This window comes from Ruegeria haliotis (assembly GCF_013377785.1).
In the GTDB taxonomy this organism is placed as follows: Bacteria; Pseudomonadota; Alphaproteobacteria; order Rhodobacterales; family Rhodobacteraceae; genus Ruegeria; species Ruegeria haliotis.
In genome coordinates, this window is record NZ_JABXWT010000001.1 from 81136 (window position 1) to 105395 (window position 24260).

At 58.0% G+C, this 24260-nt stretch carries 21 protein-coding genes and 2 tRNA genes; 6 read left to right on the top strand and 17 right to left on the bottom strand.

The window, feature by feature from the left end; translation table 11 throughout:
* The first annotated feature begins 88 nt into the window (after positions 1-88).
* Positions 89-164 (top strand) — tRNA-Trp (locus tag HW561_RS00375).
* A gap of 138 nt (positions 165-302) precedes the next feature.
* Positions 303-1442 carry an LPS export ABC transporter permease LptF gene (gene lptF / locus HW561_RS00380; protein WP_176861207.1) on the top strand — a complete coding sequence of 380 codons (1140 nt, stop codon included), beginning with the start codon at positions 303-305 and terminating at the stop codon, positions 1440-1442.
* A 2-nt stretch (positions 1443-1444) separates the two neighbouring features.
* Here the strand turns inward: lptF and HW561_RS00385 are convergent, their stop codons facing one another.
* The gene (locus HW561_RS00385; protein ID WP_176861208.1) at positions 1445-2278 is read right to left on the bottom strand and encodes a LysR family transcriptional regulator; all 834 of its coding nucleotides are present in this window, start codon (positions 2276-2278) and stop codon (positions 1445-1447) included.
* A 100-nt stretch (positions 2279-2378) separates the two neighbouring features.
* Between HW561_RS00385 and HW561_RS00390 the strand changes: the two genes are divergently transcribed.
* On the top strand, positions 2379-2981 hold the full coding sequence (locus HW561_RS00390) for an HD domain-containing protein (protein ID WP_176861209.1): 603 nt from the start codon (positions 2379-2381) through the stop codon (positions 2979-2981).
* 40 nt (positions 2982-3021) lie between these two features.
* On the opposite strand, the gene speB is transcribed toward HW561_RS00390, so the two are convergent.
* The 10 genes from speB to HW561_RS00440 all read right to left on the bottom strand — a co-directional run bounded on the left by speB (position 3022) and on the right by HW561_RS00440 (position 14121).
* Complete coding sequence (gene speB, locus HW561_RS00395) at positions 3022-3870, bottom strand: agmatinase (protein WP_176861210.1); 849 nt, start codon at positions 3868-3870, stop codon at positions 3022-3024.
* A gap of 4 nt (positions 3871-3874) precedes the next feature.
* The gene (gene nspC / locus HW561_RS00400; protein WP_176861212.1) at positions 3875-5044 is read right to left on the bottom strand and encodes a carboxynorspermidine decarboxylase; all 1170 of its coding nucleotides are present in this window, start codon (positions 5042-5044) and stop codon (positions 3875-3877) included.
* Between the two features lie 102 nt (positions 5045-5146).
* Positions 5147-6358 (bottom strand): saccharopine dehydrogenase family protein, encoded by a 1212-nt coding sequence (locus tag HW561_RS00405; protein WP_176861213.1) that lies wholly within the window; start codon positions 6356-6358, stop codon positions 5147-5149.
* Positions 6359-6385: 27 nt separating this feature from the next.
* On the bottom strand, positions 6386-8275 hold the full coding sequence (gene speA, locus HW561_RS00410) for a biosynthetic arginine decarboxylase (RefSeq protein WP_176861214.1): 1890 nt from the start codon (positions 8273-8275) through the stop codon (positions 6386-6388).
* 101 nt (positions 8276-8376) lie between these two features.
* Positions 8377-9462 carry a DUF1513 domain-containing protein gene (locus HW561_RS00415; RefSeq protein ID WP_176861216.1) on the bottom strand — a complete coding sequence of 362 codons (1086 nt, stop codon included), beginning with the start codon at positions 9460-9462 and terminating at the stop codon, positions 8377-8379.
* Positions 9463-9465: 3 nt separating this feature from the next.
* Complete coding sequence (locus tag HW561_RS00420; protein WP_176861218.1) at positions 9466-10476, bottom strand: imelysin family protein; 1011 nt, start codon at positions 10474-10476, stop codon at positions 9466-9468.
* A 2-nt stretch (positions 10477-10478) separates the two neighbouring features.
* Entirely contained in the window at positions 10479-12026 is a 1548-nt protein-coding gene (locus tag HW561_RS00425; RefSeq protein ID WP_176861220.1) for a di-heme oxidoreductase family protein, read from the bottom strand.
* Entirely contained in the window at positions 11986-12471 is a 486-nt protein-coding gene (gene bfr, locus HW561_RS00430) for a bacterioferritin (protein ID WP_176861223.1), read from the bottom strand. The genes HW561_RS00425 and bfr overlap by 41 nt, the downstream gene beginning before the upstream one ends.
* Positions 12419-12712 (bottom strand): (2Fe-2S)-binding protein, encoded by a 294-nt coding sequence (locus HW561_RS00435; RefSeq protein WP_176861225.1) that lies wholly within the window; start codon positions 12710-12712, stop codon positions 12419-12421. The genes bfr and HW561_RS00435 overlap by 53 nt, the downstream gene beginning before the upstream one ends.
* A 137-nt stretch (positions 12713-12849) precedes the next feature.
* A complete protein-coding gene (locus HW561_RS00440; protein WP_176861227.1) occupies positions 12850-14121 on the bottom strand; it encodes an imelysin family protein in 1272 nt (423 codons plus the stop codon).
* A gap of 251 nt (positions 14122-14372) precedes the next feature.
* Between HW561_RS00440 and HW561_RS00445 the strand changes: the two genes are divergently transcribed.
* Positions 14373-14915: a ZrgA family zinc uptake protein gene (locus tag HW561_RS00445; RefSeq protein WP_176861228.1), complete on the top strand. Its 543-nt coding sequence runs from the start codon at positions 14373-14375 to the stop codon at positions 14913-14915.
* Between the two features lie 74 nt (positions 14916-14989).
* Here HW561_RS00445 and HW561_RS00450 read toward each other — a convergent pair.
* From HW561_RS00450 to HW561_RS00475, 6 genes are all read right to left on the bottom strand, one after another.
* Positions 14990-15066, bottom strand: a tRNA-Met gene (locus HW561_RS00450).
* A gap of 73 nt (positions 15067-15139) precedes the next feature.
* Positions 15140-16126 carry an alpha/beta fold hydrolase gene (locus HW561_RS00455; protein WP_176861230.1) on the bottom strand — a complete coding sequence of 329 codons (987 nt, stop codon included), beginning with the start codon at positions 16124-16126 and terminating at the stop codon, positions 15140-15142.
* Between the two features lies 1 nt (position 16127).
* Positions 16128-17600, bottom strand: coding sequence for a flavin-containing monooxygenase (locus HW561_RS00460; RefSeq protein WP_176861232.1), 1473 nt, complete (start codon positions 17598-17600; stop codon positions 16128-16130).
* 133 nt (positions 17601-17733) lie between these two features.
* Positions 17734-17973 (bottom strand): hypothetical protein, encoded by a 240-nt coding sequence (locus HW561_RS00465; RefSeq protein WP_176861235.1) that lies wholly within the window; start codon positions 17971-17973, stop codon positions 17734-17736.
* Between the two features lie 56 nt (positions 17974-18029).
* A complete protein-coding gene (locus HW561_RS00470) occupies positions 18030-19184 on the bottom strand; it encodes an aromatic ring-hydroxylating oxygenase subunit alpha (protein WP_176861237.1) in 1155 nt (384 codons plus the stop codon).
* Positions 19185-19283: 99 nt separating this feature from the next.
* On the bottom strand, positions 19284-20189 hold the full coding sequence (locus tag HW561_RS00475; protein ID WP_176861239.1) for a LysR substrate-binding domain-containing protein: 906 nt from the start codon (positions 20187-20189) through the stop codon (positions 19284-19286).
* 463 nt (positions 20190-20652) lie between these two features.
* Between HW561_RS00475 and HW561_RS00480 the strand changes: the two genes are divergently transcribed.
* Positions 20653-22479, top strand: coding sequence for a BCCT family transporter (locus tag HW561_RS00480; protein ID WP_176861241.1), 1827 nt, complete (start codon positions 20653-20655; stop codon positions 22477-22479).
* A 157-nt stretch (positions 22480-22636) separates the two neighbouring features.
* On the top strand, positions 22637-24199 hold the full coding sequence (locus HW561_RS00485) for a trimethylamine methyltransferase family protein (RefSeq protein WP_176861243.1): 1563 nt from the start codon (positions 22637-22639) through the stop codon (positions 24197-24199).
* The last annotated feature ends 61 nt before the right edge of the window (positions 24200-24260 follow it).

A 24260-nucleotide genomic window follows, 5' to 3' on the forward strand; every position in this document is an offset into this window, starting at 1 on the left:
CAACTTGTTTGTCTGATCGCGAAGTGTAGAGGAATTTAAAAAAGCCTCTTGAGTCCGCTGCGCGGCTGTCTTATCTGGGGCGCATTGCAGGGGTATAGCTCAGTTGGTAGAGCGACGGTCTCCAAAACCGTAGGTCGAGGGTTCGAACCCTTCTGCCCCTGCCAGTCACCATTAATTCCCTGATCAGTTTCCGGATGCATGAACCGCCCTGTCATGCCTTTCACGGCGATCCCAATACGGTTTCCTCTGGCGAACGAATGGCCTATGGTCGCGGCAAGTTAGACACACTTGAGTGAGGTTACATGTCGCGTTTCGACGGATATTTCCTGCGGCAATTGCTGGTACTGTTCGGCTTTTTCACTCTGGTCCTGGTTGGCGTGTTTTGGATCACCCGTTCGGTCAGTCTGTTTGATCGGGTCATCAGCGGTGGCCAATCGGCGATGGTGTTTCTGGAATTCACCGCTCTGACTCTGCCAACGCTGATCCGAACTGTCATGCCGATGGCGGTCTTTGCGGCCGCCGTTTACGCCACCAACCGTCTGAGTCGCGAAAGTGAGTTGACGGTAATGTTGGCCACGGGGTCCAGCCCTTGGCGCCTTGCACGCGCAGTTGTTCTGTTTGGCGTGATAACCGGGTTGATGATGGCGGTTATCAGTGTCTTTCTGCGACCGGCCTCGGTCGAGCAGCTGGAAACGCGACAGGCCGAAGTTGCGGGGGACGTAACCGCACAATTGCTGAATGAGGGTGAGTTCCTGCATCCGGCAGAGGGTGTGACGGTTTACATCGGGCGGATCGATCTGGACGGAACCTTGCATGAGGTGTTCGTGTCCGATCGGCGCGACGCGGAAAATGCGGTCAGCTATTCCAGCGCGACGGCTTATCTGGTCAATAACGACACAGGTATCCATCTGGTGATGGTGGACGGAGTTGCGCTGCGCCTGAACGAACAAGGCAGAACGCTGTCCTCGACCCTGTTTCAGGACGCCTCATACGACATCTCCGAACTGACCAGCTCGGGCGGTATGGCCCAACGCAGTCTCGAGGCCATACCGACCGCTGAACTGATCGGCGGACGGGATGCGGTGGCCGCCACCGAGGAGTTCAGTCAGGGGCAGTTGGTCGAAGAGTTACATCAGCGGTTTTCCTGGATCGCCATCTGCATTGCAGTGGCGCTGGCGGGGTATTCGACCCTGATGCTGGGCAGCTTTTCACGGTTTGGGCTGTGGCCTCAGATCCTGGGCGCGTTTACCATTCTGGTTCTGTTGGAGGGCGTCCGGGGGTTTGTGTCCCCTGTGGTGATAGACGACCCGAGTCTGTGGTTTGTGCTCTACCTGCCAGCCATCATGGGGGTGTTCATATCCTGTCTGTTCTTGATCGTTGCGGGCCGACCCCTGCTGCGACGGCGTGTTCGGGATGTGGAAACTTCGCTGTCTCCGGCCTGACGTCAACTGCGTAAACCTGTCAGGCAATTCAGTATATTGTCGAATTCTTCGCTGTCCGAGCGAACGATAAGATATAGCGGCAGCAACAGATCGCGCGCGCCGGCAACGCGTACCAGATCCCCAGAGGCCAGATGGGTGCCGGTGACGTAGTCGGGAAAGTAACCGCACCCGCCCCGTTGCAGGACATAACGCAGGGCCATCATGCAATTGCCCAGGAAAATCGTCTGCCCAGATGCGCGTCGTGCCGCTGACCGTATGTGATCCTGATATACTTCACCCAGTTCCAGATTCACGAACACCCCATCGTCGTCTGCTGCGACTCTGCCCACAGTTTCGACCAGAGACAGGTTTTCTGGTGCTAGCTCATGGAAAATGATGCGCTGGTCCGAGGGCCGTTCATGCGTCAGAGCGGCGTCCAGAACATGCGTAGCCACCGCCTCGACCATGTTCAGGCCATGATCGTAGTTCAGCGTCAGCAACAACTGGTCGTATTCCTCTTCGAATTGCACGGCCAGATCGACCAGAAGGGGATCCCAGATGCTCAGCTGTGCGCCCAAACGCAAGGCGAGGCGATTCTGACTTTGCTCCGGTAAGTCCCGGGACGCAAAGGACCATAGAGACAGCATCTGTTCGGCATAGGGACGGAACTGTCGTCCGAAATCCGTCAGTGCTGTGCCTCCGGCCCCTCGTGTGAACAACGGCTTGCCCGTTGTTTCCTCGATCTGGCGGATGCGGGCACTGACGGCGGTTTGGGTCACGTTCAGCTTGCGTGCGGCCGCATGAAAGCCGCTGGTCTCAGCAACGCACAAAAAAGTTTCAAGAGCTTTGATTTGCATGTGAGAGTATTTTTTGATCGCAGTGATAAAATCAATTCATTTTTTATTGCGCTTTTCTGCAGCTACGATGACGGTAGCCAACAGATCACGGGACACCGCCATGCTCGACAAAAGCCACAAACCCACCTGGACCAGTTTCGAGAACGCCACCAAAGAAGACTTTCTGGCGGTGATGGATTACGAGGACGCCTATAATGCGGCCCTGCCGGATCGTATTCTTGATGCCATCCGGTCATTGGACGAAGAATGGACCCCCTATCCGGTCAACCGTTATCAGCACAGCCTGCAGGCCGCGACCCGCGCTTTTGAGGATGGGGCGGACGAGGAAATCGTGATTGCCGCGCTGGTGCACGACACCGGGGATATCCTGTCGCCCTACAACCACGGTGAATTGTCGGCGGCGATGATGAAGCCCTATGTCAGCGAGCGGACCTATTGGATTCTCAAACACCACTGTGTGTTCCAAGGGTATTATTATAACCATTTCCTTGGCGGCGATCGCAACGCTCGCGACAAGTACCGCGACAGCCCTTATTGGGAGGACTGCCGGTATTTCTGCCACGAATATGATCAATGCGCCTTTGACCCGGACTATCCGACCAAGCCGCTCGAATTTTTCGAGCCGATGCTGCGCCGCGTTCTATCCAAGGGCGACGGGCATATGGAGCTGAACGAAACCGCTGATGGCAGCAAGACAGCATAAGAAGTAGCCGAGGCGGGCCAATGCGTCCGCCTTGGTTTGCTCAGCAGCTTGCCATCAACCGATAGACGATCTGGGCGGCGGTAAAATCCCAGGCCGCATTGCCATCGGGCGCCAATTCCACCACGTCGAGCCCGACGCATCGCCGCCCCTTCAACGCATGTTCCACCAGATGCAGCGCTTGATAATAGGCCAGCCCGCCGGGGACCGGAGTGCCCGTGGCAGGCATGATCGCGGGGTCTAGGCCGTCGACATCGAAGCTGACATAGACCAGTTCGGGGAAATCCTCGGGCAGGTCGACGGCATGGATGTTATCGGTCACCAGTTCTTCGGCATCGACATGAAACACGCTGTTCTTCACACGGCTTTCGGCCTCTTCCTTGCAAAACGCGCGCACGCCGAATTGGGCCAGATGAATACCGTCCTTTGCCAACAGATGCATGACCGAAGCATGGGAGTGTTTTTCGCCCTGATAGGCGTCGCGCAGGTCGGCATGGGCATCGATCTGGACGATACCAACCGGCTGACCCAGCGCGCGCGCAACGCCGGAGATCGCGCCATAGCTCAGCGAGTGCTCGCCGCCCAGAACAACAGGTATCTTGCCTGCGCGCACCGCCGCCTCGGTGCGCTGGGCAAGGCGCTCCATGATCTCGGGCAGGGCGGCGTCACAATCCAGCGGATCTTCGGTGAAAATGCCTTCCAGACAGGGCTCGGCTGCGCCGACGATACGTTCCAACTCATTCGAGGCTTCGATGATCGCCTCTGGTCCCTTGGCCGTGCCGGACCCATAGGAAACGGTGCGTTCCAGCGGCACGGGGATTACACGAAACCGCGCATCTTCGGTGCGTTCCGACGCGGTGAGTTCACTGTCGAGGAAAATGCTCGGACCCATGGTATCAGGAAAGCCTTTCTTTGAAGTCTTGATAGCCGAATTGTTTCACAATTTTCAGCTCGTCCGTTTCACTGTTCCACAGCGCAATTGTGGGCAGGGGAACGCCGTTGAACGTGTTGGTCTTGACCATCGAATAATGCGCCTGATCGAGGAAGGCAAAGCGCTGGCCGATCTCTAACGGCTTGTCCCACGTGTAGTCCCCGATGACGTCACCTGCCAGACAGGAAGGCCCGCCAAGGCGGTAGGTACGACCTGCGCCGGCCTCGTCCATCAAGGCGGGGCGGTAGGGGGCTTCGATCACGTCCGGCATGTGGCACGTGGCTGAGATATCGGTGATGGCTAGATTCATGCCGTTCTGCGGCAGGTCGAGGATCTCTCCGACCAGAATGCCCGCATCCAGAGCAACGGCCTCGCCGGGTTCGAGATAGACGTCGATACCGTAAGTCTCACGAATGTTTTTGATGAAATCGACCAGCGCGTCGCGGTCGTAGTCGTCGCGGGTGATGTGGTGGCCGCCGCCGAAGTTCAGCCATTTGAGGTCACTTATGAACGGTGCAAGTTTGGGTTCCACGGCAGCCCAGGTGCGTTGAAGTGGCTCGAACCCCTGTTCACAAAGCGTGTGCATGTGGAGGCCGTCCACACCGCTCAGGGTTTCGGCTGTCAATTGGCTGAGTGGCGTGCCAAGTCGAGAGCAGGGGGCGCAGGGGTCATACTTGGCAATTTCGCCTTCAGAGTGTTCCGGGTTGATCCGCAACCCGACGTGAACGCCAGCCGCCTGCGCCTTGGCCAAAAAGCGATCTTTTTGCGCCGGGCTGTTGAAGATGACGTGATCGGACAAGGACAGGATTTCGTCTATTTCAGCGTCTTTGTATCCGGCGCAGAAGGTTGCGACCTCACCCCCATATTCCTCGCGGCCCAGACGTGCTTCGAAGATGCCGCTGGCGCAGGTGCCGCCAAGATATTGCCGGATCAAAGGCGCGAGAGCGAACATGGAAAATGCCTTGAGTGCGGTGAGGACATGGGCGCCTGATCGGTCGCCGATGTCCGCGAGGATGCGAATGTTCCGTTCGATGGCATTTTCATCCACCACAAAACAGGGGCTGGGAACGCTGGCAAGATCGAATTTGCGGAACGCACCGGCGTCGCCTGCCTGCGTGGTCATCATGTCGGTCATGTCCGGCGTCTCCGTCTGTTGGAGAGACCGGGGGCCCTGCCCCCGGACCCCCGAAGTATTTTAGGAAAGATGAAATCTGGAAGATTTCGTTTCAGTGCAAGGTCAGAATTCGACAGGGCCGTCGAGTTCGTGGACCTGCCATGGCAGACCGTGATGGTTCAGCATGTCCATGAACCCGTCCGGGTCAAGCTGTTCCATGTTCCACACGCCGGGTTCGCGCCAATTGCCCTTGAAGAACTGGGCCGCGCCGATCATGGCCGGAATGCCGGTTGTGTACGAGACAGCCTGGGACCCCACCTCGCGGAAACACTCTTCGTGATCGCAGATGTTATAGATGTAGTAGGTCTTTTCACCCGAACCATCCTTGGCCTGACCCGTGACAATATCGCCGATGCAGGCCTTGCCGGTTGTTTCCTCACCCAGATCGCCGGGATCGGGTAGCAGGGTTTTCAGGAACTGGATCGGGATGATTTCCTTGCCATCATGCATCACCGGATCGATGCGGGTCATGCCGACGTTTTCCAGCACTGTGGCGTGCATGATATAGGCATCACCGAAGGTCATCCAGAACCGGGCGCGCTCAATTTCCGGGAAGTGAGTCACGAGCGATTCAAGCTCTTCGTGATACATCAGGTACATGTTGCGTTCCCCGATGCCGGGGAAGTCGAACGCGACCTTGTGGGTCATGGCCTTGGTTGCGGGCCATTTGCCTTTTTCCCAATGATGTGCGGTTTGCAGCACTTCACGCAGGTTGATCTCGGGGTTGAAATTGGTGGCAAAGGCCTGATCGTTGGAGCCACCATTGGCATCCAGAATGTCGATCTGGCGGATTGTATCCAGCTTGTGTTTCTTCAACCATTTGGCGAAGACCGAGGTTACGCCCGGATCAAAACCCGAGCCCAGAATGGCGGTCAGGCCAGCCTGCTTGAATTTGTCCTGATACGCCCATTGCCAGCTGTATTCGAACTTGGCCTCATCCTCGGGTTCGTAATTGGCGGTATCCAGGTAATGACAGCCCGCTTCCAGGCAGGCATCCATCAGTTTGAGATCCTGATAGGGCAGGGCGAGGTTCACCAGAAGCTCGGCCCCGGTTTCCTTGATGAGCGCCACGGTCGCAGCCACATCCATTGCGTCGATCTGCCCTGTGCGGATATCCACGCCTGTGCGTTCCTTGACGCTTTTGGCGATGTCATCACATTTCGACTTGGTACGGCTTGCCAGCGTGATCTCGGTGAAAATGTCCGCGTTCATGGCCATTTTGTGCACCGCCGCATGAGACACGCCCCCTGCACCGATAACCAGTGTTTTGCCCATCCAGATACTCCTTTGCTGGTGTTTGGGTCATTCGTAATACGTATAGCCGTTGATCGAGTCGCGATAGGCGCCCATCAGGGTTTTGCGGTCCCCGGCCTGCAACGTGCCGGTCGAGATCGCCTCGTCCACCATTTTGCGGAAGGCGGCGACGCAGTCGGCCGGATCGAACTCGACATAAGACAGCACCTGACCAATGGTATCGCCTTCTTGTTCGTGCAGCAGGTCAAAGCCGCCGTCGGGGCGTAGGTCGATGGTGACCACATTCGTGTCGCCGAACAGGTTGTGCAGATCGCCCAGCGTTTCCTGATAGGCGCCGACAAAAAACACGCCCATGAGGTATTCTTCCCCTTCGGGGAGCGTGTGAACCGGCAGGCTGGGTGAGACGCCATCGGCGAGGATAAACCGATCGATCTTGCCGTCGCTGTCGCAGGTGATGTCGGACAGCACCGCGCGGCGATCCGGGGTTTGATTCAAGCCCTGCAGCGGCACGATCGGGTGCAGCTGGTCGATGGCCCAGACATCGGGCAGCGACTGGAACAGCGAGAAATTGCAATGGTAGATATCGGCGACTTTCTCAAGCTGGTCATCTACATCCGTGTCCAGATCATCGCTGGCGGCGAGCGCCTTGAGGCGGGTCATCAGCGACAGGTAGATCCGTTCGGCGCGGGCCATCTGACGCAGGTCAACGTAGCCGCGGCGGAACAGGGCGCGCAGCTCGTTGCGGTAAAAAGTGGCATCGTTCCAGCATTCCTGCAGGCGGTCGCTGCTAAGATATCCGTGTACAGCGGCCAGATCCGAGACCAGATGGTGGTCATCCGGTTCGACCTTGGGGCCGTTGGGCGCATCGTAGAGCGTGCTTTCCAATACGTTGAACACCAGCATCGATGACGTCGCCACCACCGCCCGGCCGCTTTCGGTGATCAGCGTGGGGTGCGCGACTTCGGCCTCGTCCATCGCATAGGCCACGGTCTCGACCACATTGGCGCAATATTCCTCGACCGTGTAGTTGATCGAGTTCTCGGCGGCCTTCTTCTCGCCGGTGTAATCGACGCCCATGCCACCGCCGAGGTCCAGATGGGACAACGGCACACCTTCACGCGTCAGTTCGGTGTAATAGCGACAGGCCTCGCCCACCGCGCGGCGCACATCGTTGACGTCCTGCACCTGCGAACCCAGATGCGAGTGCTGCAGTTTCAGGCAATGCAACAGCCCGGCATCACGCAGCTTGTCCACCACGGCCACCAGCTGATCCGTATTCATACCAAAGGCCGAGCGGTCGCCCGAACTCTCCTCCCACTTGCCGCTGATCTGGTTGGTCAGTTTGACCCGCACACCGATCAGAGGTTCGATGCCCAACTCATTGTAGACTTCGATCACCGTGTCAGCCTCTTTCGGGCTTTCCAGCACGATGACGGTGTTAAAGCCGATCTTCCGGCTGAGGATGGCCAGCTGGATGAATTCGGCATCCTTGACGCCATTGCAGACAATCAGCGCCTCGCTGGCCAAACGATGGGCCAGCGCGACCACCAGTTCCGGCTTTGATCCGGCCTCGAGCCCGTAATTGTATTTCTTGCCAAACTCGACGATCCGGTCGATCACCTGTGCCTGCTGGTTCACCTTGATCGGAAAGACGCCACGATAGCTGCCCTTGTAGCCGGTGCGCGCAATTGCATCGCGAAAGCTATCATTGATATGGGCGATCTCGTGCTCCAGATAGGAACTGATACGCAAGACGATGGGCGCCTTGATGCCGCGCTGGTCCAGATCGTGCAGAATACCGGGCAAGCTGATCGCCGCCGCCTCAGGCGCCATCGGATTACGCAGGCCGATCTCACCTTCTGCCATCACCTCAATGAGGCCCTTGCCCCACTTCTCAACCCCGTAGATGGAATGCGGTGCGGCAGGTGTCTGTTTCAATCAAGTCAATCCTTGCGCTTCGGGTACCAGTTTCGGGTCCGCCAATACGGCAGCGCCTTGATTCTTCCAAGTGTAAACTATGCGACAGGAATTGCCGAATTTCACGCAAGCGAGCGGATCGGGATCAGGTGGTTATCCCACTGGCAATCCGAGCGCGCCGAGATAGCAGGGTCCGCGCCGGTCAGTGCGCCGAACGTGCCTGTTCCCGTTGTGAAAACCAGCCCGTCGCGGCCAGCGCCCAGACCGCAGACATCCTCGAGTGCGAAGGCGTCGATGAAGGCCCTGCTGTTGGCATTAAACCGGTGCAACGCGTTGCCGCGCGGACAGGTGATTGCGATTGTGTTGCCATCGGCTGAAAAGGCGATGCTGCCAGCATAGCCCTGCAAGGTATTTTGATCCGCCTCGGGTGCGGACAACAAACGCGGCTGTTCACCCCAGCGATGCAGGCCCAGAAGGGGCGGATATTCGGTTTGGCTGCCTTGCCATTGCATAGCAAACCCGACCAACCCGTCGCCCCGAACAGCAAGATGACGGATCGAATCCTTATGTAGCGCAAAGGGTAGTTCCAGCTGTTCCAGCAGCGTGCCCGACAGATCGACATAGGTCAGATTTGGCTGCATCGTCGGCAGGTTCAGCTTGCTCCGACCAGTGTCGGGATGGGTTTCGATCCCGCCATTTGCAACGACGAGGGTCTTTCCATCCGGCATCAATCGCATGTCATGCGGACCTACACCGCCCGAAGAAAACTCGCCCAGCCGCTCAAAGCTGGTACCGTCCCAAACGCTGATCACGCCCTCTCCGGCTTCATAGTCGTTCTCGGTTGCATAGAACCGCTCTCCCTCCGTCGAGAACGCCCCGTGCCCGTAGAAGTGCCGCCCCGCTGGGGCCTCTAGCTGCGCTAATTCCGCGCCACTTGCACAATCGATCACAATGGCAAAGGTGCCGGGGCGGCGGGCAAAGGCCACGGCCTGCGCCTTGAACGGATGTGCCGCGGCAGCGTGGCCGCGCGCAGGCAAAGGCAGCGAGAACAGGATCGCGCCATGGGCGTCCAGCCCGGCCAACCGATACGAGCCATCCGGAAACAGTGCTGCGGCCAGAAAATCCGGCGCGCCCACCGATGCCCAGCTGCGGACAGGAGAGAGTGTTGCCGCGGCAAGCCCGGCAAGAAAGTGGCGGCGAGTTGTCATGGATCAGTCTCCATCCAATGAGTTGAAGCCGGCACTGATCCCCAAGGTCTGGCCAAGTTCTGTTGAGGCGATTGTGCGAATGTCACTGATCGACTGCTGCAGCGCTTCGATACGGAAGCGGCTTTGGGGGTCGGCGACACCGGCCAGCGCCGGATCGTCGATGGACTGCGCGCGCTCGATGGCTCTGGCAAAACCCGCGTCCAGATCCGCGGCAATATCCGGGTGATCGAAGGACAGCCGGGCCGCCAGATCGCGCAGCGCAATCAGAGACAGTTCCACATGCCGCAAAGAGCGGTCCGAGCGGCGCGCCTCGGCCCGGTTGGGCCGTGGGCGGTCAAATGTGCCTAGCGGACGGCCCAACCGGGTGTCGGCGGTGAATTCCAGACCCGTGGACAGTGCCTTGAACAGCTCTTGCATGGCCTCGTTCTGCGACCGATATGGGCTGTTTTCACCCGGTTGCGTCAGTTTGGGCGCATATACTCGCCAGTCGGCGGACATGGCCGTGGCATTTGCGTCGATATCGGCGGCGATGGCCTGGATCAGCGCACAGCGGTACTCTGAACTACCTTGTTCGGCAAAAGCGGGATCATAGAGCATCTGTTCCAACGCAAAGAACCCGCGTCCTGCCACCGACGTCTCGGCATAGGCCTCAGGCTCTTGAACGGCTAAGTCCTCGGCGGCAATCAGTTGCGACAAGGCTTTTGGTGTGAACCCCTTGGTGTCAGGCCAAAACGCCATCGCAAAGGCGCGATCTTCGGCCTCGGTCGGGCCGAACCGCAGATGGCTTGCCGATATCCAATCGTCAAAGGCAGTGCCATAGGCCGCGCGCAGGTTGGGTGACGCTGGGGCGCAATCCTGCTGAGATGTCGTGGCCAGTGCGCTTGCCGACTCTGCAAGGTCTGCAAATCGGGGCAGGATATGCGTTTCCGTCACATCCATCAGAATAGGGGCGCGATCCTGAGCATAGGCCGTCAAAGGTAAAAACAGGACCGTGATAAGGGCGGGGATGCGCATGGTCAGAGGCTCTCCAGGAAACGGATCAGGGCGTCGCGATCAGCTTTCGGCATGGACACGACTGTGTCGCGAGCGGCTTGTGCTTCGCCGCCATGCCACAAGACGGCTTCCAGCAGGTTTCGCGCCCGCCCGTCATGCAAGAATTGAGTGTGGCCGGACACACGTTGGGTCAGACCTATTCCCCACAGGGGGGGCGTCCGCCACTCTTGCCCGGTGGCACGGGCCTCGGGGCGGTTGTCGGCCAGACCAACGCCCATGTCATGCAACAGCAGGTCGGTATAGGGCCAGATCAACTGAAAGCTATGTTCGGGCCGGTCCTGCATGCGATGGGTGACATAAGCGGGCGTGTGGCACGATACGCAGCCGGTGGTGTTGAATACCTCTTTACCGCGCAGCACCTGGCGGTCGTCCGCGTCCCGGCGACCCGGGACACCCAGATTGCGGCTGTAGAACGCCACAAGGTCCATACCCTGCTGATCGACTTCGAATTCGCGCACATCCCCGTCGCCATGCGGCGCCCGTACGCAATTGACCTGCGTTTCAGTGCAATCCCCTTGCGGCGCTGGATATAGCGGGCTGGAGATGCCGATGTCACCGGCAAAGGCGGCGGCGGACTGTTCCATCACCGTCGGCATCCCTGCCTTATGGCCAAACCTGCCCATCATCGGTTCACCGAATTCCGAGGACCAGACGATGTTGGGGCGACCCGATATCCCGTCGCTATCGGCGTCATCGGGATCGGCATTGGTCAGCAGATCCTCAACCGGAATCGCCTCGAGCAGGCCAAGTCCGATCATCTGCGGCGCGACGCGCGGGCTGAGCATCGCGTCGGGATGCAGCGGGCCATATCCCAGATCGGCGGCCTTGTAGGTGGGACGGCGGAGTGTGGCAGTTTCACCTTCGGACAGGTCGACGGGAATTTCTTTGTATGTGACGTCCAGCCGATACTCAACCGGATGTCCCGCCAATGCGAAGTCCTGCATCTGCCCGCCATAGGTCGGGTCGGGCAGGGTGGCGATGTAATCCTCGATCTCGGCATAGCCATCATCGGGGGTTCCGGGAACCGAGATACGCAAGAACAACGAGACTGCGCTGTCATCCGGTCCGTTCGGCGTGTGACCGCGTCCATCTTTGATGTGGCACCTTTGGCAGGACCGCGCGTTGTACAATGGGCCCAGCCCATCCGAGGCCAGTGTCGATGACGGTGACGAGACCCAGATTTTCTTGAACAACCCGTTGCCGACCTTGAATTCCAGCTCCTGCTCGAAACTCAGATTGTCTGAAGGTTGGGAAAACGCGTCTGAATTATGGCGGACACGCACGGTCGCTGCCCCGGCGGACAGCTCTTCGAACCGCTGCGCCGCGCTGAAATCCTGCGGGGGTGCGGTGACTGCGGCGATGCGGGCGCGATCATCTTCGGTGCGGGGCTGAATGTTCAGGTGGAGGTCCTGCAGCTCGGCTGACAGGGCTTGGGTGGCCGCGAACGCGGCCACCGGCAGGAGAAGGGCGTTAGTCGCCTTCGTCCATTGTAGAAGCGTTGAGTTGCGCATAGTTGGCTTCGCCGATCCTTTCATAGAGGTCGATCTGCGTTTCGAGGAAGTCGATATGCCCCTCTTCATCGGACATCAACTGCTCGAACAACGCCATCGACACAAAATCGCCGGCTTCCCGGCAGTATTCGCGCGCTTCCTTGTACAGGGCCCTTGCGTCGATCTCGGCCGCCAGATCGCATTCCAACGTTTCTCTGGGGGTCTGACCAATGCGCAATGGGTCCAGTTTCTGCAGATTCGGGTGACCTTCGAGAAAGATGATCCGCTCGATGAGCTTGTCCGCGTGGCCCATCTCTTCGATACTTTCTTCGCGGCTTTTTTTGGCCATATGGCCAAGGCCCCAATCCTCTTGCAGCCGGTAATGCAGCCAATACTGGCTGACGGCAGTCAGCTCATGCCGCAGAGATTTGTTTAGATATTCGATGACCTTTGGATCGCCCTTCATCTGCACTCTCCTGTGTTACTCCGGTGCGTAGCGCACGGAGCTGCATGGGTACCTCCAGATTATCGCTAGAACGCATTGAGTCTAGGAAAAGTGGCATACACCCACCGCAGTCGGCAGATTTACCGAGGGCATGATAGATTTTACCGGGCGTAATGACCGCATAAGGGTCTGACGTTCGCATCCAATCAATAGCAGAGCGGATGTCGTGGTCTGAGATGTTTGTGCAGTGGCATACGATCATGGTGACTCGACCGGCTTCTGGTGTGTCTTACTAAAATAGTAAGTTATTACTCCCGGGTCCAGTTCCAATACGCAACTCTTCGTGACCGGGGATGCCGGAAGCGTGATTTTGCCCACGCTTCCGGCCTGTTTTGTCAGTTACTGAAAGACAGCGTCCGGGTTGTCCAGGCTGTCCGAGCCTTCGAACTCGATCTGATCCAGCTCCAGAGTTGTGACGATGCGCTCGATCGTCTTGGTCTGATCGACCAGCCCGTTGACACCACCCATGATCAGAGCTTCGCCGCCGGCATTGCCGCGCTCAAGCATCTGGTCGTATGCGAAACCCGCTTCGGCAGTCGACTTGAGACGACCCAGCGCCTGCATCGTGTTCGACAATTTCGCCTTCATCTCGGTATCCAGCGCCGGGTCGGTGGCGAGAACCAGATCCGACAGAGACGCGCCGGAAACAGGAGTGCCATCGATGCGCGTATAGCTACCCAGATAGACGTTCTGTACACCCAGGCCATCGTAGTAGTGGCTGTTGTGGGTGTTGTCCGAGAAGCAATCATGCTCTTCTTCGGGGTCGTTCAGCATCAGACCCAGGCGCATCCGCTCACCAGCCTGTTCGCCATAAGACAGCGAGCCCATGCCGGTCAGGATGGCACTGACGCCTGCGGCCTCATTCTCGGCCAGAGCTGCGCGGGCCGCACCACCTTCTTGCCACTGTGCGGCCATCCATGCCAGATCGCTGACCAGCAGTTCGGTTGCGGCGCTCAGGTATTGCCCGCGGCGATCACAGTTGCCGCCGGTGCAATCGTCACCTGCAGCATAATCAGTCCAGGATCGGTTGCCTGCGCCCGAGCCGTGGCCGTTCATGTCCTGGCCCCACAGCAGGAATTCGATCGCGTGATAGCCGGTGGCGACGTTTGCTTCGATGCCGTCGGCCTCGTGCAGGGTTTCACCCAGCAGTTCGGGGGTGATTTCGCCGGCGTCGATGGTTTCGCCCGACAGCTCGAAGCTGGGGTTGGCGATGACGTTCAGCACGGCAAATTCGTTCTCGTCAGTGGCACCGCCATAGGCCGCGTCGACATAGTCGATCAGACCTTCGTCCAGCGGCCATGCGTTGACCTTGCCTTCCCAGTCATCGACGATGGCGTTGCCAAAACGGTAAACCTCGGTCTGCTGATAAGGTACACGTGCGGCAACCCATGCCGCGCGCGCGGCGTTCAGTGTGGCATCCGACGGATCGGCGATCAATGCGTTAACAGCGGCCTGCAGCGATTTTGCGGCGATCAGGCTGTCATCGTATTTGGCTTCGGCGATGTTGGCGTAAGTGTTCAGTACATCAGCTTTTGCGGGCGCATCACTGGCCGAAGCAGCAGTGGCGACGCAGAGAGTCAAGGCGCTGGCAGCAGCAAATAACTTGGTCATGAGGTTACGATCTTTCCTGTCAGAAATTGCAGTGTGGGCGCTGGCGCCGCAAGTTTTTCATGCCGAAGTAACTGAGTGATTTAGTCGCCTATGTCAACCTGAGTTATATTGTCGGAATTGTCGCAGCCCATCTGACTATAGTCTGTGATCTCCCCATATCTGGCGAGATTCAGGCGCGGGCCAGACGTTGCATGGCCAATGAATCGGGTTAGAGTAGTTACCGTGATTCTCTTTTTGGTGGTGTTTGGTTAATGAAGTGCGTGGTTCTTGCATTGTCCCTGTGCCCTGCGGCTCTGGCGGCCCAGGATTCGCAACTGGAAACACCGCATCAGCATGGGGTGGGAACACTGGGCATTACCTTTTCCGGGGCAGAGTTTACCTTGTCACTGGTGGTTCCCGGCATCGATATCATCGGATTTGAACGTCCGGCTGCGAATGATGATGATCGCGCCATGGTTGCAATTGCAATCTCGGATCTTTCAAAGCCCTTAGAGCTATTTATCGTGCCCACAGAGGCCGGGTGTTTTACGGCATCAGCCAATGTGACGCTGACGTCTGAGAGCTCGGAAGAGACGCCCGAGACTGGCGAGCAGACGTCAACACATTCAGAATTTCAGGCTGACTATGCCATTCAGTGTCAGGACATGGAGGCGCTGGATACGATTGAGTTTGCTTATTTCGATCGTTTTGAGAGCACGGATAAACTGAAAGTTCAGGTTGAATTGGCAGGCCTCATGCACAAGTTTGATGTGACCCGGGCGACGCCGCTGTTGGACATGTCCGGCCTTCAATAAGCGTTCAAACGTCTCGCAATCCAACGATGCAAGTTGGGCCGGTTGATTGCGTCTTCTGAATTCAAAGGGATTTTTGGTAGCGGAGGAGGGACTTGAACCCCCGACACGCGGATTATGATTCCGCTGCTCTAACCAACTGAGCTACTCCGCCATGAGTGAGAGGCGATTTAAGCGAGGGGCCGGGGAGGGTCAAGAGGTAATTCACCCGACCCGACCGGATTCTTTCAGGCGCTGCCCTGACCTGTCTCTTGCGATGGGATCGCTGTCTTTTCGACGGATTGAGCCACACTGCGGATAAACGCGGCACAGGCATCCGGTTCGGTGATCAGGATCATATGGCCAAGGCCTTCGATCTCGTCATGGGTCAAACCAAACTGGGTCATTGACCCGCCCTGTTCAGCAGACGGCAGGATCGCATCCCGATCACCGTAAAGTATCCCACCTGAGACCTGCAACTCGGGATAGCGTGCGGCCTGTACCTCGATGCTTTCGTCTATGCCCAGAACGTCCTGCGATGCCGTGATAAAGGCCGATGGGCGCAAACCAAGGGCACCACCGGCACGGTCCAGAAAATCCTCTGGCGGGATCTCGGGGTCAAAAACGGCGCCCAGCGTATGAGGCGCAGTTTTATGAGCGATAGGAACCGCCAGCGTGTTGCCAATCAGGTTGCGCAGCCAGCCGGTTCTGATCTCCAAGGGTTTGAACACCGCAGGCGTGCCGGGCAATTTATGCGTCAGCGGAGCCAGCAGTGCCAGACCGGCAACCCGGTCCGGATGATCCAGTGCCATGGCCAGCGAGACGGCCCCACCCAACGAGTGTCCAACCAGCACCGCGTTCGAGACACCCTTGGCCGCAAGGAAGTCATCGATCATCCGGGCCTGCTCGGGCAGTCGGCCCAACTCGGCGGTATCTCGGGTGGAATATCCGCATCCCGGACGATCTACCGCTATGACATGATAGTCGTCGGCCAGACTATCCATCAGGGCATAGGTGAAATGCTGCAACTGCCCAGCCAGCCCATGGATCATGACAATGCTCTGGTTCTCCGGGTTTCCCTTTTCTACGTAATGGATGCTGCCGCCGTGCACGGGGATGATTTCACCCAGTTGTGGCACTGTTGCCTGGCCTTGACGAGTCAAGCGCCGGGTCCAGAGGTTCAAGCCCAACAGGATGGCTGCGAAGATTGCAATCAGGATCAATACCGTCGTCATTTCAGCTGTCTCCGTCTGTGGCCGGGGCGGGCGAATACTGTTCCAACCCGGATTGTGCCATACGTTTTTGGAATTCGCCAACAGTCCCGGGCCAAAGCGTCGTATTGCGCCCCTCGGCGTCCTGATACCACGAGGTGCAGCCCCCGGCCTGCCAGACACTGTCCGTATGGCGATCCTGCATTTCCTGAGAGAAGGCTGCTTGTCTGGCTGGGTCTGGTGTCACTGCATGCAGGCCCTTGCTGTCCATCTCACTTAGAACGCGCCCGATATGGTTGACCTGCGCCTCGATCATCAAAACGACCGAGTTGTGGCCCAGTCCGGTATGCGGACCCAGCAGGACGAAGAAATTCGGAAAACCGGCAATTGCCGTACCCAGATGAGCCTGCATTCCATCCGCCCAAGCGGCACCCAGGGTCAGACCGTCTGCGCCAGTGATGTCCAAGCGGTCCATGACATCGGTCACGTGAAATCCGGTACCCCAGATCAGTACTTCGGCCCGTGTTTCGCTGCCATCCGCTGCGATGATCTTGTTCCCTTGGATCGACGCCACGCCTTGCGGAATGACGCTGACATTGTCGCGGGCCAGCGCAGGATACCAGTCATTGGAACTGAGGATTCGTTTACAGCCAATCCGATAGCTCGGGATCAGATGTTCTCGTTCAACCGGATCTGTGATCGCGTTGTCCAGTGATTTGCGCCACATCTTCATGGCAAAATTCACCATTCGCTCTTCGCCACGGAAAACGCGGTGACGGAACTCGAAAACGGTGAAGATCGCCTTACGTCGCAATCGGGCCAGCGACGGAATGCGTGCATACAGACGCCGGACCCAAGGGGCTATGGGGCCGTCAGGGCGAGGCAAAACATAGGGTGCGCTGCGCTGAAAGATGGTGATGTGTCGGGCGGTCTTTGCGATTTCAGGCACGAACTGCACGGCCGAGGCACCGGTGCCAATCACAGCGATCCGTTTGTCAACCAAATCCACGTCGTGATCCCACTGAGCCGAATGGAAACAGGGGCCCGGGAAGCTGTCCGCGCCGGGGATGTCCGGAACGCTGGGGACGTGCAGCGCGCCAATGGCGGACACCAGAACGCGGGCAGACCAGCGTTGCCCGCCCTGCGTCTCCACCTGCCAACGGACACCGTCCCAGCTGGCGGATTTCAATTGTTGATGAAAGTGGCACAGGTCGTACAACCCTTCGTCGCGGGCAACTTTCTGCAAATAGGTCTGTATCTCGGCTCCGCCAGCATAGGCCCGGCTCCAGTCCGGATTCGGATGGGTCGCCATCGAGTAGAGATGCGATGGGATATCACAGGCCACGCCGGGATAGGTGTTCTCTCGCCAGGTTCCACCGATGTCATCGGCTTTCTCCAGAATAGCAATGTTATGGATCCCGTGCTTGCGCGCCTCGATTGCCATGGTCAGCCCCGAAAACCCGGCACCGACAATCAACATGTCCGTGATGTGATCCAAACGTTCGCTCCTCCCAAAACGACCATATCGGTGTACCGAAGGACTATAAGCGGTTGGGGAAGTGTGAATAGGATTCCCTTGGGTAAGGAAGCTGGGGTCGCGAGTTCACGGCTTTGCTGATTTAGGGCAAGCCTTAGAAATCCAGACTATGGGCCCGTCCGTATCCGACCAGTCGGGCATTCAAGGCGTCGGCTTCGGGCGCGCCAGCCTCAAGCGCAAAGACGAAAGCATGAGTCAGATAGAAACAGGCGGCATCTGTGTCACCGGCACGTTCCCGTTCATCGGCGGCCAGAGTGTAATAGTAAACGAGGTTTGCGTGATCGTTTCTGGAATGCGCGTCCAATAGCAGGCTGTCCAATGCAACAGTGTCCATGGTTCCTTGGGCTCCTCAGCGGTCAGGAAAACGCGCATTCCAGTCTCAGGTCTGACCTATTCGGTCCGTCCGTTTTCAATCTGCGTCGCCACCCAATGGTGGAAGTTGTGGGTCGGCCCGTCCATAGCAGGTGAAAAGCGCCCGCCGTCAAACAGCATGCCGTGACGGCCCTTCTGCATGCCTTCGACGACAAACACATCCTCTTCGAACACGGTCTTCCACTGTTGCGCGTTTGAGGCGCGCAACCCGTCATGTTCAAGGGTGTCACCTTCGCTGGTGGCATAGTACAGCTCGATATGTTCGACGGTGTTTTCTTGATCCACCGGCTCCAGAACGATTGCAAAACTGTGATCACGCTGCACGCCCAGCAGCACATTGGGATACAGGGCGATATATTCCGCACCTTCATCCCACTGTTCACTGAGGTCGGGGAAGTCTGGCAGCGTCGCGCCATCCTGATCTGTCAGTTGGCGATAGACCAAAGTGCCCTGGCCGGAATAATGCCCGCGCGCTTCGATGTTGTAGTGATCTTCCAGCCGGGAATAGCTGTTGAGGCCGGGGTGAACCCACGGCAGATGGTAGCTCTCGCAGTAATTCTCGACGGCCAGTTTCCAGTTGGTTTTAACCTCAAGCTTGAAGGACGACTCGTCGCCGCCGTGGAAGACCGGTTGTTCGAACTCTTTCCAGCGTTCCAACAGGGCACCGTGTGCGTCCTTGAATTCGGGGGCATTGCCATCGACGTTTACAAAGATCACGTCGCGCCAGACATGCGAGCGGATGCGCACCAGCCCCAGATCCTTGGTGTTCACATCCTCATGCTTGTTCTGCCCCGGACCGCCGACATGGGGCGTCGCGCGCAATTCCCCTTTCAGGCTGTAACACCAACTGTGATAGGGGCAGCGGATGGCGCCGCCGATCTTTTTGGGCGCATCCACCAGGATCATGCCGCGGTGACGGCAGGTGTTCTGAAATACACCGATCTCACCATCACGATCCCGGACAATCAGCAACGGCATGCCCAGAAAATCCACGGGCTTTGCATCTCCGGCCTCGGGGACGTCCTTGCCAAACCCGATCCCGGACCAGTTGGCGTAAAGAACAGAACGCCGTTCTTCGGCAAAAACCGCTGGATCGACATAATGCTCGTTCGGCAGACCGTTGGCGGTGTTCACATCGGTCAGAACGGACGAGAGCGGGCTGTGCTTGTTCATCGAACTCTCCTGAGGCTGGGATTAACCTGACCCCTTTGTATTGACCGACACATGTGCTCGGCCTCAATATCAGAAAAGCTCATCAATGGTTTACCTGACCTAAACCGAACTACCGCGCACCTCCTGAATGATCCAATCCTTAAGCGCGCGGGCGCTGTCCGACAGGTCCTCGTCCGGTCGACCAACGAGATAAAACTGATTGGGGGCTGTCAGGTGATGCGGTCCGATCGCCACCAGTTTTCCGGATTGCAGCATGGGGTGAATCAACCGTTGCCACCCAAGCGCCAGTCCAGCCCCCTCGCGCGCCCGCTGCAGGGCAACGGAATAGCTGTTGACGCGGGATTCGACCGGGATAGAGCCGGTATACCCAAGTTGCTGGAACCACTCGGGCCAGGTGGTCCAGATGCGGTCTTCGGAGGACAGATGGATCAGGCGCTGATGTGCAAGCTCTTCCAGCCCGGCGCCGGACAGTTTTTCCGCCATTTCAGGGCTGCCAACCGGGATAAGATGATCCCTGTACAAGGGTGTATGAGACAGGTTCGGATCACTGTCGCGCCCGTATCGGATAAAGAAGTCCACATCAGGACGATCCTTGAACGGGCGATCTTGCGAGATCTGGTCCACGTTCACATCCGGCATGTCCCGCCAGAACCGAATGACCGCCGGAGACAGCCACAGCGCAGCCACCGCCGTTGTCGAGCCGACGGTCACTTTGCCGCCATAGGACCGGTCCCGAATTGTGGAAAGCACGTTTGAGATGCGTCCGAAAGACGTCGAAAGCGCCTCGTACAGGGCTTTACCGTCATCTGTCAGATCAACGCTTCGATGCTTGCGCTGGAACAGCGCGGTTTCCAGATACCCCTCAAGCGCTTTGATCTGATGGCTGACGGCCCCCGGAGTGACCGACAGCTCGTCGGCAGCGTTCTTGAAGCTTAGATGACGTGCTGCCGCTTCAAAAGCCGACAGTGTGGTCAGGGGGGGCAGATTGTAATGACGTCTGGACATATGGCTTGGCTGACTGAGTTCGGATTAGTTTGCTTCGTCTGACTATCAATATTTTTGCAGTTGAAGGCCAGCGATTGATACGTTGAAGGTATATTTGATGCTCAACTTTCTGTTTTAGGTCGCCAAACCGGCTGAAAGGGTCGGTTATGACCTGACGATTGGACAGGTGACTCTATACGCAAACGGACCAAGATAAGTCGTGTCCGATACTCTGACCGGGTGTATTCGTCCGGTTTCGTATTCGGTCCCGCTGCCAACGACCCTTTCATCAGGATGGCCCAGAACGAGCGAAGGTAAGAGGATGGACAGGCAAGGCGCACGAACAGAATTGAATGCCGCGCTGGGCAGCGTCCCTAGTCAAGACACGCTCAAGAACCTTGAAAACACCCGAACAACAAATGGGACACCTCAGAAAAGATAACGGGTCTCCCTACAAAATGAACCGACAACACGGAGGAAAGAAATGTCAGTACCCGAACCATTTACGGATCTGGAGATAGAAACGGCAGATGCCGGTTTCTATGAGAATTACAGCGTCCCAATCGCGCTGATCAGTAAAGGCATCATGGTTGCCCTCGTGCTGTGGGCGCTTGTCTTCCCGGCCAACGCCAACAGCACGCTGGGCAGCTGGAATGGCAAGATTCTGGAAATCTTCAACAGTTTCTACATCGTCATTGTCGGGCTGTTTGTCGTCTTCCTGGTTATTGTAGCCGTCATCCCATCGACCGGAAGACGGGTCATGGGAACAGTGGGTGAAAAGCCCGAGTTCTCGAACTTCTCATGGTTCTCCATGATGTTCGGTGCAGGTCTGGGTGTTGGCCTGATGGTCTTTGCAACCGCTGAACCGCTGGGTCTGTGGGGATCGAACCCCGAGGTCGTGGCCGGCGCGGTTGCGGGCAATGATCCCGAAGCAATTCAATCGGCGTATCGCTATACCTTCCTGCATTATGGTTTCCATGCCTGGGCGATTTATGTGGTGACCGGCCTGTCCTTGGCCTACTACGCCTATACCCGTGACATGCCTCTGACCATCCGCGCGGCTCTTACCCCATTGTTCGGTCGCCTGATGAACGGATTCCTCGGCCATGTGGTTGACGTTCTGGGTGTGGTTGCCACGATCCTTGGTGTGTCTGTCACCATTGGGTTTGGTGTCAGCCAGTTCATCGACGGTCTTTATGCAATCACCGGCATGGAATGGATCATGGATTTTGGTGGTGATGTCCCCACGCCAAGCAAAGTTGGCCTAATCGCGGGCCTCGTCGTTATCATGGGTTTGTCGATCATTTCGGCGGTCTCAGGTGTTGGTCGTGGTGTTAAATACCTGTCGAACCTGAACCTTGTTCTGTCGATCATCTTGCTGGGCACCTTTATCGTGTTCGGTTCGTTTGTCTTCGCCATGACCACTTATGGTACGGCTATGGTCGACTATATCATCCACTTCCTGTCGCTCAGCTTCGGTGCCTATAGCCCGATGTCAGCGGATGCGTTTGCAGCAGGTCTGCCTGAGGCGGCCCAGCCGTTGGCCGGTGACCTGATGGGCGGCGCGACCAATGCCTGGGGCAGCTTTGATGGCTTCAAAAGCGGACTGGAAGGCGCAGCCGCTGAGCTGGACGACGATACGCTGGCTGCAGTCTATGCTGCGGGTGAGCAAGGCCGTCAGTTTGGCTGGCAGTCGGGCTGGACCACCTTCTACTGGGCCTGGTGGATTGCGTTCTCGCCGTTTGTGGGTCTGTTCCTAGCGCGCATCTCCAAGGGTCGTTCCGTGCGTGAGTTCATTCTGGGCTGTGTGCTGGCACCGGCACTGGTTTGCTTTGCATGGATGACTGTTCTGGGCGGTACTGCAATTGATCTGGAACTGGCCGGTGCAGCCGAAGGCGCGATCATTGGTGCATCGAACACCAACAAACTGTTCGTGACGCTGTCCTACATGATCGATGGTGGTCTGCTGTCCATGCTGAACGTCATGTGCGTGATCCTGATCATGACCTTCCTGGTGACCTCTGCGGACTCGGGCATTCTGGTTATGAACACCATCATGTCCGGCGGCAGCCAGGAAACCGGCGTCAAGCACCGTATCATCTGGGGTGTCATTCTGACCGCCGTGATCGGCGCTTTGATCCTGGCCGCGGGTGAAAACAACCCGATGGATGCGCTGCGCAATGCGATGATCATCGGTGCTCTGCCCTTCACCGTCATTATGGGCCTGATGATGGTTTCGCTTACCAAAGCGCTCTATCGTGACGGTCAGCGTGATAAACACGCCGATGCCGGTGCACAGGCCGCAGAATAGGGCCTGACCAATCATTGAAAATTCAACGCCGCCCGCTTTGGGCGGCGTTGTTCGTTCTGGGGATGCTGAACAACAGTTTTCCCGTGTCGCTTCCTGCAAACACATATCGCAATCAGAGAGGCGGCTGTGCCGCGAATCCTTCATTCATGTAAGTGAGATGGAGGATTGCCCTGTGAATATCCGTACACCGACCCGATCCGGCGGACGCTCTGCCCGCCGCGCCCAACGCACCGCACCAAATTTTGAGATGTTGCCCGGCCTGACCCGGGGGATCCCATTGTGTGAGGTCATGGACGAAAGCCAAGTAGAACGTATCGATACGGCCTCGATGGATATCCTGGAGAATGTGGGCGTCCAGTTCCGCGACCCGATCGCCTTGGAGGACTGGAGGCGGGCAGGGGCCAAAGTCGAGGGCGAACTGGTCTATCTGGATCGCGGCCTAGTCCGCGAATTGATCGCAACCATCCCCAGCGACTTCACCTATCACGCCCGCGACCCGGGCAAGAACGTGCGGCTGGGTGGCAAACACTCGATATTTGTCCCAATGACCGGCGCGCCGTTTCTGCGGGATCTGGACGATGTGCGCCGCAACCCGACGCTCGACGATCTGGCCATGTTCCACAAACTGTCGCACATGCTGCCCGCGCTGCACTCCAGCGCGCATCACATCGTCGAGCCCTACGATCACCCAATCAGCCAGCGCCACCTGCGCATCACCTATTCGTCGATGAAACACTCGGACAAAACCTTCATGGGCATGACCACCTCGCCCAAGAATGCCGAGGACGTGCTGGACATGTGCGCCATCCTGTTTGGCGAGGATTTCTTGGAAAACCACCCCGTCACGACCGGCAACTGCAACGGCAACTCACCGTTGGTCTGGGACGAGACAATGCTGGGCGCGTTGCGCGCCTTCTGCCGCCGCAATCAGCCTGTGTTGTGCTCACCCTTCGTTCTGGGTGGCGCAAATACGCCCGCGTCAGTTCCGGCAACCGTCGCACAATTGAATGCCGAAGCGCTGAGCGCACTAGCCTATACGCAGGTGATCCGCAAGGGGGCCCCGGCGATCTACGGCCACTACCTGTCCACCGTGTCGATGAAATCCGGCGCGCCGATGGCAGGGACGCCGGAAATCAGCCTGATGAATTTCATGATCGGTCAGATGGCGCGACATTACGGCGTGCCATGGCGGACGTCGAACACGCTGGGTGGGGCCAAGACGTTTGACGCGCAGGCCGGCTACGAATCCGCCACCACGTTGCAGGCAGTCCTGCATTCCGGGGCTAATTACATCTGGCACAGCGCCGGTTGGAACGAGGCCGGAATGCACTGTTCCACCGCCAAGTTCATCGTGGATGCGGAGCAGTGCGCTATGGCCTATCGCATGGCCGAAGGGCCGAAATGGCACGATTTCGACCAGGCGCTCTCAGCGGTGCCCGATGTTGGCCCCGGCGGGCATTATCTGGGCCATCCCCACACGCAGGACAACTTCCAGACCGCGTTTTTCATGCCTGAGATGTTCGACAACAACTCGATTGAACAATGGGCGGCCGAGGGTGAAGTCGAGATCACGGAACGCGCACTGAAACATGCCCGCAAATTGCTGGCCGAGTATCAGGAGCCCACGCTGGACATCGCCAAGAACGAAGAACTTCTGGATTACATCGCGCGCCGTGAGCGGGAAATCCCCGCAGCAGATGAGCTGAACCAGAGCTTCTGAATTGCATTCCCCATACTTAGCCCGTCCAAAACTGGACGGGCCCTTTTTGTGCAACTGATCT

Bases quoted from the DNA above. Each gene is read 5' to 3' on its own strand.
- HW561_RS00455 (WP_176861230.1), bottom strand. From the start codon at position 16,126: ATGACGACGGTATTGATCCTGATTGCAATCTTCGCAGCCATCCTGTTG.
- HW561_RS00475 (WP_176861239.1), bottom strand. From the start codon at position 20,189: ATGTCCAGACGTCATTACAATCTGCCCCCCCTGACCACACTGTCGGCT.
- HW561_RS00435 (WP_176861225.1), bottom strand. From the start codon at position 12,712: ATGATCGTATGCCACTGCACAAACATCTCAGACCACGACATCCGCTCT.
- HW561_RS00470 (WP_176861237.1), bottom strand. From the start codon at position 19,184: ATGAACAAGCACAGCCCGCTCTCGTCCGTTCTGACCGATGTGAACACC.
- HW561_RS00385 (WP_176861208.1), bottom strand. From the start codon at position 2,278: ATGCAAATCAAAGCTCTTGAAACTTTTTTGTGCGTTGCTGAGACCAGC.
- HW561_RS00425 (WP_176861220.1), bottom strand. From the start codon at position 12,026: ATGCGCAACTCAACGCTTCTACAATGGACGAAGGCGACTAACGCCCTT.
- HW561_RS00445 (WP_176861228.1), top strand. From the start codon at position 14,373: ATGAAGTGCGTGGTTCTTGCATTGTCCCTGTGCCCTGCGGCTCTGGCG.
- HW561_RS00405 (WP_176861213.1), bottom strand. From the start codon at position 6,358: ATGGGCAAAACACTGGTTATCGGTGCAGGGGGCGTGTCTCATGCGGCG.
- HW561_RS00420 (WP_176861218.1), bottom strand. From the start codon at position 10,476: ATGCGCATCCCCGCCCTTATCACGGTCCTGTTTTTACCTTTGACGGCC.
- HW561_RS00390 (WP_176861209.1), top strand. From the start codon at position 2,379: ATGCTCGACAAAAGCCACAAACCCACCTGGACCAGTTTCGAGAACGCC.
- HW561_RS00465 (WP_176861235.1), bottom strand. From the start codon at position 17,973: ATGGACACTGTTGCATTGGACAGCCTGCTATTGGACGCGCATTCCAGA.
- HW561_RS00440 (WP_176861227.1), bottom strand. From the start codon at position 14,121: ATGACCAAGTTATTTGCTGCTGCCAGCGCCTTGACTCTCTGCGTCGCC.
- HW561_RS00485 (WP_176861243.1), top strand. From the start codon at position 22,637: ATGGAGGATTGCCCTGTGAATATCCGTACACCGACCCGATCCGGCGGA.
- bfr (WP_176861223.1), bottom strand. From the start codon at position 12,471: ATGAAGGGCGATCCAAAGGTCATCGAATATCTAAACAAATCTCTGCGG.
- speB (WP_176861210.1), bottom strand. From the start codon at position 3,870: ATGGGTCCGAGCATTTTCCTCGACAGTGAACTCACCGCGTCGGAACGC.
- HW561_RS00480 (WP_176861241.1), top strand. From the start codon at position 20,653: ATGTCAGTACCCGAACCATTTACGGATCTGGAGATAGAAACGGCAGAT.
- HW561_RS00415 (WP_176861216.1), bottom strand. From the start codon at position 9,462: ATGACAACTCGCCGCCACTTTCTTGCCGGGCTTGCCGCGGCAACACTC.
- nspC (WP_176861212.1), bottom strand. From the start codon at position 5,044: ATGACCGACATGATGACCACGCAGGCAGGCGACGCCGGTGCGTTCCGC.
- lptF (WP_176861207.1), top strand. From the start codon at position 303: ATGTCGCGTTTCGACGGATATTTCCTGCGGCAATTGCTGGTACTGTTC.